Genomic DNA, 12,117 nt, shown 5'->3' with positions numbered 1-12,117 from the left:
TTACCGGATAGGAGAAAATGAAAAAATGAAAGTCTATGCGATTGTTTTAGCGGCGGGTAAAGGTACTCGTATGAAATCTGACAAGCCAAAGGTTGTTCATGAAGTGCTTTATAAGCCTATGATTAATCATGTGGTAGATGAACTAAAAAAAATCGGTGCGGATGAGACTATTGTTGTTGTGGGACATGAAGCTGAGCAAGTTAAAGCTTTGCTTGATGATTCCGTTACAGCTGTTTATCAAAAAGAGCAGCTTGGAACAGGTCATGCTGTATTAATGGCTAAAGAAGCCTTAGGTGATAAAGAAGGTATGACTTTGATTCTTTGCGGCGATGCCCCATTGATTAGAGCTGAAACGCTTCAGGGTATGATTGAAGCACATGAAAAGAACCACAATATGGGAACTGTAATGACTGCAGATTGTGATACATCTACACATTATGGAAGAATCGTCAAAGAAGACGGTCAGGTAACTGGTATTGTGGAATTTAAAGATCTTCAGCCAGATCAGATGGACATTACTGAAATGAATACAGGTGAATATTGCTTTGACAACAAAGCCTTATTTGAAGCACTTGAAGAAGTTTCTAATGAAAATGCTCAAAATGAGTATTATCTTACTGATGTCATTGGCATCATGAATAACAAAGGTTTAAAAGTTGATACATACAAGATTGATGACTTCAACGAAGTAGGAGGAGTCAATGATCGTGTTGCTTTAGAAGACGCGACAAAGATGCTTCAGAAGAGAATCAATCATGATTGGCTAGTAGAAGGTGTCAGCATTATTGATGCATCAACTACTTATATCGGTAGAGATGTTGAAATTGGTGCAGACGCTGTTATTGAACCAGGATGTATCATCACTGGTCATAGTCGAATTGGATCACATGCACATATTGGTGCTTATTCTATACTTCACGATGTTGTTGTAGAAGATGGCGAACAAATCGACGCTTATACAAAAAGATAACTATCATCATTTAAGAAAATTGTTTATTAATTAAAGGGGTCAAACAAACAAATGAAAAACAAAATTACAGTATTTGCTTTATCAGCAAGTCAAGGTTTAGCAAAAGATATTGCTAAGATTTTAGGTACAGAAGTTGGAAAATGTGATGTACATCACTTCGCAGATGGAGAAATCCTTGTAGAAATCGGTGAATCCGTACGTGGAAAAGATGTATTTATCGTACAGTCTACATGCAATCCTGTAACTGAAAACTTAATGGAAATCCTAGTATTATGTGATGCTTTAAAACGTGCATCTGCTAAGCAGATTACAGCTGTTATCCCATACTTTGGATATGCAAGACAGGATAGAAAAGCTAAACCAAGACAGCCAATTACATCTAAATTAGTTGCTGACTTATTAACAGTTGCTGGTGTTAATAGAGTTGTAACTATTGATCTTCATGCAAGACAGATTCAGGGATTCTTTGATATTCCTGTAGATGAAATGCAGGCATTGCCATTAATTTGTAAATACTTTAAAGATCAGAATCTTGAAGATTTATGTGTTGTCTCTCCAGACCACGGTGGAGCTACACGTGCTAGACAGATGTCTGAATACTTCGATTGTCCAATTGCGATCATTGACAAGAGAAGACCTAAACCAAATGTTGCTGAAGTTATGGGAATCATTGGTGACGTTTCAGGCAAGAACTGTATCTTAATTGATGATATGATTGATACTGGTGGAACAATTACTGCTGGTGTTGATATGTTAAAACAGAAGGGTGCTAAAGATGTATATATCGCATGTACACACGGTGTATTATCTGGCCCAGCTATTAATAGACTTGCAAACTGTGATGCTAAGGAAGTCGTTGTAACAGATACAATTCCACTTCCACCAGAAAAACAGTTAGATAAAATCAAGGTTGTTACAGTTGCTGATTTATTAGCACATACAATCGAAAACATTGAAAATAATTTACCAGTCAGTGATGTAGTATTAAGATACGGCTGGAAATAATGAATGAAGTCATATCATAATGATATGACTTTTTCTTAAGGAGATTAATTATGTTCTTTAATACACACACACATTTAAATAGTGATGATCTTTATGAAGAAAGAGAACAGCTTATTAAAAACTGCTTTGAAAAAAATGTTACAGAAATGACAGTTGTAGGTTATGATCTCGCATCTTCAAAAAGAGCAGTAGCACTTGCACATGAATATGAATGCATTCATGCAACAGTAGGCATTTCTCCAAATGATTGTGAAGATTACAGTGAAGAAGCCTTTAAAGAGATTGCTGTTCTTGCAAGAGATGAAGAAGTTGTCGCTATTGGCGAAATTGGTCTAGATTATTACTATGATATAGATAAGAAATTACAGAAACGTGTTTTTAATAAACATCTTGAATTAGCTAAAGAGTTAGATCTTCCCATTGTCATTCATTGCCGTGATGCCTATGAAGACTGCTATAATATGCTAAAAGAATCAGGGTGTAAAGGAATCATGCATTGTTATAGTGGAAGTGACCAGATGGCTATGCGCTTTGTTCAGCTGGGCTTCTATATTTCTTTAGCTGGACCTGTAACTTTCAAGAATGCTAAAATGCCTAAGCTGGTTGCTAAAAATGTACCGCTTGATAAGCTTCTTATTGAAACTGATGATCCTTATATGGCTCCAGTACCTTTAAGAGGAACAAGAAATGAACCAGCGAATGTTGTTTATATTGCAGAAAAAATTGCGGAATTAAAAGAATGTTCTATTGAAGAAGTAGAAAGACAAACTTTTGACAATGCTAAAGACATATTTCATATTTAAATTATCATGTTATAATAAGTATTAGAAAAAGGAGGGATTTTTATGTGGTCTAGAAAAGAAATCAAAAGTCGAGGTAAAGCAGCGTTCCTTAGAAACTACTGGAAATGTGTAGTTGTTGCATTTATCTTATCATTATTGGTAAGTGGGTTAAATTCACGTTCAGTAAGTAGACAGGATGCTAATGTTGTAATAGATAATATTTCATCTTCTTTTGATTTATTTATCACGGTAGCAGCATTAGGCACTATTATTGGTTTATGCATTAGTATCTTTGTATTTAATGTAATCGAAGTAGGGGGAAAAAGATTCTTCTTAAACAATAGAGAAGGACCAGCCTTAATTGATACGCTTATTTATGGATTCCGTTCAAACTATATGAATATTGTGAAAACAATGTTTATGAGAGGACTAGTCACTTTCCTTTGGACATTATTATTTATTGTTCCAGGAGTAATTAAGGCTTATCAATATCGTCTTGTACCATATCTTTTAGCAGAAAATCCTGATTTGGAATGGAGACAGGCATTAGATATCTCTAAATCAATCATGAATGGACATAAAGCAGATACATTCGTTTATGATTTATCATTTATTCTTTGGTATCTTGGTTCAGTAATTACATTTGGATTATTAGGAGTATTCTTTGTTAGTCCATACGTATATGCCTCAGATGCTGAATTATACGTTACACTTAAAACAATAGCCCAATAAGGCTATTGTTTTTTTGTGATATATATCAAGTTTCTTAGGTGACATTTACACGAGAAAAAGGGGGTTTTAATATTAGAATCAGGAGGATTGATTATGTTTACATTAACACAAAGAGAAGCAGGAATCCTGATGCCAATTGCTAGCCTTCCTTCCCGTCATGGAATAGGTGAGTTTGGTCCGGAGGCCTACAAGTTTATTGATTTAATCAGTAAAACACAATTAAAATACTGGCAGATACTGCCATTAAATCCTTTAGGATTTGGCAATTCACCATATCAGCCTTATTCATCATTCGCAGGAGATGAAATCTATATTTATCTAGAAGATATGCCTCATTATGATATCTCATCTACAAAAATTGATTATGATGGTGCAAGAAACTGGAAAGAAAAATATTTAAGAGAAGCCTATAATAAATTTGAAAAAGATGAAGACTATGAAGCATTTAAGAAAAAAGCTTTCTGGCTTGATGACTATGCTCACTTTATGACAATGAAAAAACAAAATAGTTCATCATGGCAAGAATGGAAAAATGAAAAAGAAGATCTAGAAGAAGTAGAATATCAGTGTTTTATTCAGTATCTATTCTATAAGCAATGGATGGATATTAAAGCATATGCCAATAAGAAAGGTATTCAGATTATTGGAGATATGCCAATGTATGTAGGACTAGATAGCGCTGATGTTTATTATAGCAGAGAAGATTTTCTTCTAGATGAAGATGGCTATCCAACAAGTGTTGCTGGCGTACCACCTGATTACTTCAGCAAGGATGGTCAGCTATGGGGAAACCCATTGTATGATTGGGATAAGCAGAAGAAAGATGGGTACCAGTTCTGGATGAAACGTCTTTCTTGGAATAAAGATCTTTATGATATCATCCGTATTGATCATTTCCGTGCTTTTGATACATACTGGTCTATTCCTGCAAAGGAGAAAACAGCACGTCATGGAGAATGGCTATTAGGTCCAAGCTATGATTTCTTTGATCAGCTATTTAAGGTTTATCCTGATATCAAACTGATTGCAGAAGACTTAGGGGACTTAAGAGAAGAAGTATTAACATTAAAAGACCACTATCATCTATTAGGAATGCGCATTGGACAATATAGCTTAGGCAAACAGGAAGAAAAAGAAGGTTTCAAATTACCTGAATATTGCATTGTTTATACCGGAACACATGATAATGACTCAGTAAAAGGATGGTATGATAGCCAAAGTAAAAAGGAAAAAAGACGAGTGAGACGTATTCTTCATCGCTACAAGGGAAAAGCGCCAGAGAAGATTTTACGATTCACGCTTGATTCTGACTGCATATTAAGCATAATACCAGTGCAGGATTTCATATTCCTAGGAGGAGAAAGTCGTCTCAATACGCCAGGAACAGTAGGTTCTCCTAATTGGGAATGGAAATTAAGAGATTTCTATAAGTTCGAGAGTAAACTAGGTTTCATTAGACAACTATTAAATGAGTATAATCGCTAACATTGTTAGCGATTTTTTAATCTTGAATTTATAATCTAAGTTCAAAAAAAAGAAAATGTGATAAACACATTTTCTTATAGGGCAATTTCTGTATCCTTATCAAATAGATGATAATTCTTAAGATCCAATGCAAAAGTTGTTGTTTCACCTTGTTTTGCATCAGTTGTAGGATCAACACGGGCAGTTACTTTTGTATCTCCAATATTGAAGTAGAGATATACTTCAGCACCTAATGTTTCATATACATCAATGTGTGCATCAAAAGCAGTGTCCTGATGTGCTTCTACGAAAGATTTTTTATCATAAATATCTTCAGGTCTAATACCGAAGATGACAGATGATCCAATATATCCACCAGTCATTAATTTCTTTTCTCTTTCAGTATCAACTTTGATGTTAACACCGTTTTCTAATACAAGATGAACACCATCTTTTTCTAAAACAACATTTGCTTTTAAGAAGTTCATCTGAGGTGAGCCAATAAATCCAGCTACGAATAAGTTAGCAGGTTTATTATAAAGATTCTGTGGTGTATCAATCTGCTGAACAACACCTTCTTTTAATACGACAATTCGTGTACCAAGAGTCATGGCTTCTGTCTGGTCATGTGTTACATAGATGAAAGTTGTTCCTAATTTTTGGTGAAGTTTAGAAATAACAACACGCATCTGTACACGAAGTTTAGCATCAAGGTTACTTAGTGGTTCATCCATTAAGAAGACCTTAGGATTTCTGACAATTGCACGTCCCATAGCGACACGCTGTCTTTGTCCACCTGATAATGCTTTTGGTTTACGATCTAACAGTTTTTCAATATCAAGCATTTTAGCTGCTTCATGTACTTTTTCATCAATGATCTTTGAATCTACTTTCGCAATCTTTAATGCAAAAGCCATGTTTTCATAAACTGTCATATGAGGATATAGCGCATAGTTCTGGAAGACCATGGCGATATCTCTATCCTTTGGTTCGACATCGTTGCAGATGGTATCGCCAATTGTTAATGTTCCGTCAGTGATATCCTCTAATCCTGCAATCATACGTAATACTGTTGATTTTCCACATCCTGATGGTCCTACGAAAATAATAAATTCTTTATCTTTGATATCGAGATTGAAGTCTTTTACTGCTTCAAACCCATTAGGATATGTCTTATAAATATGTTCTAATGATAATTGTGCCATAATGAGTTTCTCCTTTGATATAAAAAGAATAACATGTAATAAAAAAAGGGGAAATATCAGTATTTTTAGAAAGATATAAGAAAAACAAGATGCTTATTGCATCTTGTTTAACGATTGATAAAGACATAAAACTTCAGCTACACTCCATGCCTGATTCACACAGCCTTTGCCGGTATGTGGAGCATCGCCATCATAGATTTCATTGATTCCACCTATCAGCTGTTCATTGATTGATTGAAGAAGCGGGTCAAGAAGTTTCAGTGCTTCTTCACGAGAATGATTGAGTTTTAGGAAGGTTCTGATATAGGGACCAATGAGATAACCCCAAGATGTTCCTTGATGATAGGCATAATCTCTTGATTCAAGTGGGCCTAGATATGTGCCTATATATTGAGGATCATCGGGAGTAAGACTACGAAGGCCACGCCCAACATAAAGCTTTTCGGTAATGATAGGGAATGCTCGACGAGCAATTGAAATATTGGCAACAGGGAAAGGAAGAGAGAAGGCGTATAACTGATTAGGACGCAGTGTAGGATCTGTGTCGGTATCTTTTAGATAGCCTAGCTGTTCATCAAAGAATACTTTGACGAAGTTCTCTTTCACCTTAATCGCAATAATATCATAACTTGGATCATTATCGGTAAAGCCGGCAAAGACATTCATAATCTTAAGTGCATTATACCAAAGGGCGTTGACTTCTACTGGCTTGCCATGTCTTGGTGTGACAGCCTTTCCATGAATTCTAACATCCATCCAGGTAATCTGATCTTCACCGCTGCCTGCGAAAAGGAGGAAGTCATCAGACATATGAATATTATGTTTTGTGCCTGTGACATAGTGGGAAATAATCGTTTTCAAGGCAGGGTAGATGGATTGAATAAAAGCGAAGTCATTGGTATAAAGCAAATATTGATAGCACGCATGAATAAGCCAAAGTGAGCCATCAACCGTATTGTAGAGTGGAGGTTCTTGATCAGTGAACATGTTGACGCATAGTCCATCTTTAAGATGATGAACAAATGTCATTAAAATATCTTTAGCATCATGGAAGCGCCCAGTACAGAGAGTAAGTCCTTCAAGAGAAATAAGGGTATCTCTTCCCCAGTCATTAAACCAAGGGTATCCGGCAATAATAGAATGACTATCTCCTCTTTTAACAATAAACTGGTCACTTGCCTTATAAAGCTGTTTTAAGAGACGGTCATTTCCAAGATAAAGTGAGTTAATACGTCTCTTTTCATTAAAAATAATGGTATTTGCATTAAGGGCAGAATTTTCCAGATCAAGGCTGCAGATAAAAGAATAACTTCTTGATTCCATATTGGAGATATGAAAGGTACCTGGAATAACGACCTTGTCACTAACTGTACCCCCAGTTAGTTCACCAAAGTCGTAATGGTAGGATTTACAGGTTTCCTTTTGAATAAACGTACTATCCTCAAGAGACATAGAAATACAAAGTTCTTTGTGTTTTAAAGGAATGATATTGATTGTGTCTTTATAGGAAGTCACCATACATTCAGGCTTATGGCGATTTCCTTCATGATGAGAACGTAACGCTAATTCCGGAGAGACAAATAATTGCAACTTTTTACCGGGGTTTGTGATATGATATGATATAGCTAAAGTATTTTGATCATAGGCATATGCTATTTCTTTTTTGATGCTAATATTTTTAATCTGAAAGGTATATGTGACAATATCTTCGACGTCAACACTGACAATATGTTCATTGAGCAGGTAGGTATTATTATCAATGATGACTTCTTCATTCACATTTTCTAGCACACTATAGCGATCCACCGGTGTATGAAGTGCTACACACATCAATGATTGATAACAGCTAGTATTAATAAGTGGGAGACTCATATAACTATAGCCACCAAGACCATTTGTGAGTAGCCATTCTTTTATGTTGAATATGTCAAGATTATTCTTCATATCATCTACCTCCATTCACACTATAAAACAGTTTTTTAAAAAAATATAGAGCATCTAAAAAAAGTGATATTTATCTAAAAGGATTCATATAGTTTATATTTTTGTCTCTTTTATAATGAAATATATAATAAGGAGGATTATGTCATGAATAACGTTTATGTAGAATATAATTATGAAAGAGATGTCCCAATGACATCCCGTCTTATCTTTAGTGGTTTAGTAGCTATAGCTGCAGTATTATCATTCTATAGCTTATTTGTGCCCATCTTTATTCCCGTTGCATTGTTGTTTATCATCTTAGGCTATTATTACCATAAATCCTTTAATAGTGAATATGAATATATCCTACTTGATGATGATTTAGCCATCGATCGCATCTTAAATCTATCAAAAAGAAAAAAAGTTGCGCGCTATGATCTAAGTACACTTATAGATTGTGAAAAAGAAAATCCACATTTCTATAAAAAATATGAGCATATCTCATATAAGATCAAAACATATCAGTCAAAGAAAAACACTGATCCCATTTATTTATTTATGTTAGAGAAAGGCAATATGCACACATGTCTAAGAATGCACTGTAATCAGGAACTCATTGAAGCATTGCAGAAAAGACACAATCGTGTGATGAAGGTGTAATCTATGTATAAAGTATTGGTCGCAGATGATGAAAAGATAGGTAGAAAAGGTGTTCATTTCCTTCTAGATCAGATGGAAGAAGAATTAAGTATCGTAGAAGCAAAGAACGGAAAAGAAGCACTACATTATATTGAAAACAATCCCATCGATATTCTTTTAACAGATATCAAGATGCCATTTATTGATGGTATTGAACTCATTGGAGAAGCATTAAAAATACAGCCTCATATCAAAATCGCGATATTTAGTGGATACAGTGATTTTGAATATGCAAAAAAAGCATTATCTTTAGGCGTAATGGAATATATTTTAAAACCAGTCAATCCAGAAGAATTTAAGTCTACTATTAAAAAAGTCATTCAGCAGGTAGATATGGATCATCAGAGATCTGAACAAAGTCAAAGACATGAAGAAATATTAAAAGAACATGTTCTTTATAATCTTGTAAATGGCAATAACTTAAAAGCTATTGAAAAGCAGCTGAATGGAAAACCAATTGAAGATTATATTGCACCATATCACAGTATCATATTGCTAGAATTTCCTGGTACATTCTTTGATCAATCACCAGATATCCAGGAAGATTTCAAGAAACATATTCGTATTCCATTTGATTATCTTAACTTGAATCTTTCTCAATCACTGTTCTTCTTTGAAGAAGAAGACAATGAAAAACTTAATGCAGTAGCTCATGAAATCTATAACATGTTGCAGATTACATATCATACAAAAGGATATCTTGCGATATCTACTAAGATTACATCATTAGAAGATATTGAAGGAGAAGTAGAAAGATTAGAGGATCTTCTTGAAGGAATGTATTATCATCCCCATAAACATATTTATCAGGGTGATGGAGAAGAAGAACTTGATATTAAGCCATATGAAGATGTAGAAGCACTCACTGCAAGAGTAAAGCATGATATTCATGTTAAAGATATCAATGCAATAAAGAAGGACTTTGAAAACTTCTATGCACTTTACTATTCACAAAATGATTATACCAATGATTATATGAAATTCCTGTTCTCAGGTATGATCAAGGATATTTATCAGGCATTATCTCATACTGATGAGAAGATGCTTGATCAGATGATCGTCAGATTCTATCGTACAACTGACTTTAAGGCAATGAAGCAGATCATGGATGAATTTGTAGATCTATTAGCAAAAGAATTTGAAAAATCTGAATCATTGTCACACAGTGAAGTTAAGGATGTTATCAGATATGTCTATAATCACTATAATCTTGATTTAGGAGTAGAATCATTAGCTAACGCTGTTAATCTTGCCCCAAGCTACCTTTCTCATATTTTCAAAAAGGAAACAGGTGAAAACTTAGGTAAATTTATTAAACGAGTAAGAATGGAAAAAGCTAAGGAGATGCTTGAGACAACGCATGAAAAGATTGTCACCATCGCTGTAGCAGTAGGCTATAGCAACGTTTCTTACTTCTGTCAAAGCTTTAGAGAATACTATGGCCTTTCACCACAGAAGTACCGCAGCAAGGGAGAATAGTCATGAAATTCTTTAGAAACATGAAACTGCGCTATAAGATGATTCTCATCTATTCTCTTATAGCCTTTGTTCCTCTTGTCATTGTAGATACATTTGCGATGCAAAGAATTGGACATCTTGTCAATGAACAAGAAAAAAGTACATCCAAGAATATGATTGAAGTCGCTAAGAATGCCCTTGATGGAGATATAAAGGTCTATAACAACCTCTCTAATTACTTAGCCTACAGTGATACTGTCGGTAATCTGCTTACTTATCAGTTTGATTCTGAGTATGATCTCTATAAGGCATTAACGACAAGCTTTGATCCCTTGCTGACATCTGTCTCTAATTTCCATACGGATATTTCTTCAATTACAGTCTATTCACAAAAGAATATTTCACATAGTACAACCTTGATGCCATTAAGCAAGATTCAAAATGAATCTTGGTACAATCAAGTAAAAAAAAGCAATGATCCCTTATGGATTGTACATGGGAAAAATGTTCTCAATGTAAGAAAAATGCCTATTCTAGAAAGAAAAGGGCAACTGGGGATTATTGCGATTACAATCAACTATGATGATGTCTTTAAAAGCTTTACCAACTTAAAAAATAAGAACTATGGTATTTATATTGCAGATGCTAAAGGAAATGTTATCTATAATCATCAGAACTTTGAACATGGCTATTATAAGGACATGCTTAGCTATAAGCAGTGTGTCGCATTATCTAAAAAGAAAGATGGTCACGTGTTAACAAAGTCATCAGATGAAACAGGATGGATTCTTTATTATTATAATTCCTTTACATCCATGTCAGATAATACGGTACAAAAGACAACACAGTTTATGATTGTCGTCGTATTTATTTCATCATTATTGATGGCCTTTGCGATATGGGCTACTTCAAGAGGAATTGTCGCAAGACTAGAAGCGCTTCAGGATAATGTGAAAGCAGTTGAAGAAGGTGCACTTGAAGTTACTGTTACTAGTGAAGATCAGGATGAAATCGGTTCTCTTATCAGAGGATTTGGTAAGATGATCAATCGTATTAAATTCCTTATTGAAGAAGTCTATGAAAGCAAGATCAAAGAAAAGAACTTTGAAATGCGTGCTTTACAGCAGCAGATCAATCCGCATTTCTTGTATAACACATTATCAATGATTAACTTCATGGCCATTGAAAGTGGACAAAACGATATATCGAAGATTACTCTGTCATTAAGTGACTTTTATCGAACAGCATTAAATAAAGGAAATAATACCTGCAGTCTTGATGATGAACTTAAGAATATGAAAGCTTATCTTGATATCCAGCAGATGATGCATGACTATGATTTTGAGTTAGACATAGAAATAGATGAAGAAATCAGAGGGTACGAAAGTCCTAATCTTATTCTTCAGCCAATTGTAGAAAATGCGATTGGACATGGTATTGATCTATTGGAAGATCGAAAAGGTGTCCTTAAGGTCTATGCTACTGAAAATGAAAATCAGGTCTTCATCATGGTAGAAGATAATGGTGTAGGAATGGATGAAGAGACGAAACATCGTATGCTAAATGAGAATTCAAAGGGATATGGCATGAGAAATGTCAATCAGCGTATTAAGCTTTTATATGGTGAAGAATACGGTCTTCATATAGAAAGCGTAATAGGCGAAGGAACCTTGGTAACAATTCGTCTTCCAAAAATAGTTTTCAAAAACAGGAACATATAAAAAATGTTTCTGTTTTTTCATATTCTAAAAATTTTTATATAATTCAAAATTTTATGATATGTGAATGAAGAATAGGTGACTCTATAATAAGAATTGTAATAAATGAATACGCTTTCGTAAAAAGGAGGAGAAATCATGAACTTGAAAAAAATTTGTGC

General features: G+C 34.4%; 10 protein-coding genes. 8 read left to right on the top strand and 2 right to left on the bottom strand.

The window, feature by feature from the left end:
- Window positions 1–25: 25 nt before the first annotated feature.
- The 5 genes from J6L95_RS07570 to malQ all read left to right on the top strand — a co-directional run bounded on the left by J6L95_RS07570 (window position 26) and on the right by malQ (window position 4,974).
- Complete coding sequence (locus tag J6L95_RS07570) at window positions 26–970, top strand: bifunctional UDP-N-acetylglucosamine diphosphorylase/glucosamine-1-phosphate N-acetyltransferase GlmU (RefSeq protein ID WP_031589003.1); 945 nt, start codon at window positions 26–28, stop codon at window positions 968–970.
- A gap of 51 nt (window positions 971–1,021) precedes the next feature.
- Window positions 1,022–1,975 (top strand): ribose-phosphate diphosphokinase, encoded by a 954-nt coding sequence (locus tag J6L95_RS07565; protein WP_029071585.1) that lies wholly within the window; start codon window positions 1,022–1,024, stop codon window positions 1,973–1,975.
- A 50-nt stretch (window positions 1,976–2,025) separates the two neighbouring features.
- A complete protein-coding gene (locus J6L95_RS07560) occupies window positions 2,026–2,778 on the top strand; it encodes a TatD family hydrolase (RefSeq protein WP_287458660.1) in 753 nt (250 codons plus the stop codon).
- 42 nt (window positions 2,779–2,820) lie between these two features.
- Window positions 2,821–3,489, top strand: a complete 669-nt coding sequence (locus J6L95_RS07555) for a DUF975 family protein (protein ID WP_287458659.1) — start codon at window positions 2,821–2,823, stop codon at window positions 3,487–3,489.
- Between the two features lie 93 nt (window positions 3,490–3,582).
- Entirely contained in the window at window positions 3,583–4,974 is a 1,392-nt protein-coding gene (malQ, locus tag J6L95_RS07550; protein ID WP_287458658.1) for a 4-alpha-glucanotransferase, read from the top strand.
- Between the two features lie 74 nt (window positions 4,975–5,048).
- Here the strand turns inward: malQ and J6L95_RS07545 are convergent, their stop codons facing one another.
- Window positions 5,049–6,158, bottom strand: coding sequence for an ABC transporter ATP-binding protein (locus J6L95_RS07545; RefSeq protein ID WP_074688033.1), 1,110 nt, complete (start codon window positions 6,156–6,158; stop codon window positions 5,049–5,051).
- 93 nt (window positions 6,159–6,251) lie between these two features.
- Window positions 6,252–8,102, bottom strand: a complete 1,851-nt coding sequence (locus J6L95_RS07540; RefSeq protein WP_287458657.1) for an amylo-alpha-1,6-glucosidase — start codon at window positions 8,100–8,102, stop codon at window positions 6,252–6,254.
- Window positions 8,103–8,246: 144 nt separating this feature from the next.
- Between J6L95_RS07540 and J6L95_RS07535 the strand changes: the two genes are divergently transcribed.
- The 3 genes from J6L95_RS07535 to J6L95_RS07525 are packed head-to-tail and all read left to right on the top strand — an operon-like array spanning window position 8,247 to window position 11,959.
- Window positions 8,247–8,741, top strand: coding sequence for a DUF6106 family protein (locus J6L95_RS07535; protein WP_029072675.1), 495 nt, complete (start codon window positions 8,247–8,249; stop codon window positions 8,739–8,741).
- A 3-nt stretch (window positions 8,742–8,744) separates the two neighbouring features.
- Window positions 8,745–10,259 carry a response regulator gene (locus J6L95_RS07530; RefSeq protein ID WP_287458655.1) on the top strand — a complete coding sequence of 505 codons (1,515 nt, stop codon included), beginning with the start codon at window positions 8,745–8,747 and terminating at the stop codon, window positions 10,257–10,259.
- A gap of 2 nt (window positions 10,260–10,261) precedes the next feature.
- The gene (locus J6L95_RS07525) at window positions 10,262–11,959 is read left to right on the top strand and encodes a cache domain-containing sensor histidine kinase (protein WP_287458653.1); all 1,698 of its coding nucleotides are present in this window, start codon (window positions 10,262–10,264) and stop codon (window positions 11,957–11,959) included.
- The last annotated feature ends 158 nt before the right edge of the window (window positions 11,960–12,117 follow it).

It is taken from the genome of Kandleria sp. (assembly GCF_017934775.1).
Lineage (GTDB): Bacteria > Bacillota_I > Bacilli_A > Erysipelotrichales > Coprobacillaceae > Kandleria > Kandleria vitulina.
This window is presented reverse-complemented; position numbering and strand designations above follow the sequence as displayed.

Coding starts and splice junctions, on each gene's coding strand:
- J6L95_RS07570 (WP_031589003.1), top strand. CDS start 26: ATGAAAGTCTATGCGATTGTTTTAGCGGCGGGTAAAGGTACTCGTATG.
- J6L95_RS07565 (WP_029071585.1), top strand. CDS start 1,022: ATGAAAAACAAAATTACAGTATTTGCTTTATCAGCAAGTCAAGGTTTA.
- J6L95_RS07560 (WP_287458660.1), top strand. CDS start 2,026: ATGTTCTTTAATACACACACACATTTAAATAGTGATGATCTTTATGAA.
- J6L95_RS07555 (WP_287458659.1), top strand. CDS start 2,821: ATGTGGTCTAGAAAAGAAATCAAAAGTCGAGGTAAAGCAGCGTTCCTT.
- malQ (WP_287458658.1), top strand. CDS start 3,583: ATGTTTACATTAACACAAAGAGAAGCAGGAATCCTGATGCCAATTGCT.
- J6L95_RS07545 (WP_074688033.1), bottom strand. CDS start 6,158: ATGGCACAATTATCATTAGAACATATTTATAAGACATATCCTAATGGG.
- J6L95_RS07540 (WP_287458657.1), bottom strand. CDS start 8,102: ATGAAGAATAATCTTGACATATTCAACATAAAAGAATGGCTACTCACA.
- J6L95_RS07535 (WP_029072675.1), top strand. CDS start 8,247: ATGAATAACGTTTATGTAGAATATAATTATGAAAGAGATGTCCCAATG.
- J6L95_RS07530 (WP_287458655.1), top strand. CDS start 8,745: ATGTATAAAGTATTGGTCGCAGATGATGAAAAGATAGGTAGAAAAGGT.
- J6L95_RS07525 (WP_287458653.1), top strand. CDS start 10,262: ATGAAATTCTTTAGAAACATGAAACTGCGCTATAAGATGATTCTCATC.